Origin of the sequence: Limosilactobacillus reuteri subsp. simiae (assembly GCF_020784875.1) — a bacterium.
In the GTDB taxonomy this organism is placed as follows: Bacteria; Bacillota; Bacilli; order Lactobacillales; family Lactobacillaceae; genus Limosilactobacillus; species Limosilactobacillus reuteri_H.
In genome coordinates this window covers 1-548 of sequence record NZ_JAJGUI010000038.1, presented here as the reverse complement: position 1 = coordinate 548, position 548 = coordinate 1, and the positions used below count along the sequence as shown (strand labels likewise).

The window sequence follows — 548 nt, the reverse complement described above, 5'->3', positions numbered from 1 at the left end:
AGTTGTAATTGATTTAAATGCTCAATATCAAAGCTTTATCTATCGCCTTTTCCCTAATGCCAACATTATTATTGATCGCTTCCATCTTGTGCAATTAGCTGGTCGCGCTTTGGACAATCATCGTATTTCTATCCTAAAACAACTCGATAAACAGAGCCGAGAATATAAAATTATGAAGTCACATTGGAAGCTATTCCATAAAAAAGCTGAAGATCTTCATCCTGAAGAAGTAGTTTTTCTTCGCGGCGTTAAGCAATATATGACTCGCCAAAATGCTGTTGATCTCATTACTAGTAAATTTTCCAAGTTTGCTGAAGTATACCAAACTTACCAAGATATCACGAAAGCCTTAAACGAGCGCAATAGTGAATTACTAGAGTCAACCATCTTAGACTACCAAAAAACCAATACAGAAATGGATACCGCTATTCAAACCCTTCGTCAAAACAGAAAATATGTCTTAAATAGTGCTAAGTTTGAATACTCTAATGGTCCTTTAGAAGGCATCAATCGCAAAATCAAAACTCTAAAACGAACTTGTTATGGTT

Annotated in this window: 1 protein-coding gene; it reads left to right on the top strand. The window is 35.2% G+C overall.

Annotation, left to right across the window (positions count from 1 at the left end):
• Nucleotides 1-548, top strand: a 548-nt coding sequence (locus LMC10_RS01310) for a transposase (RefSeq protein WP_229268725.1), incomplete at both ends; no start/stop codon positions are given.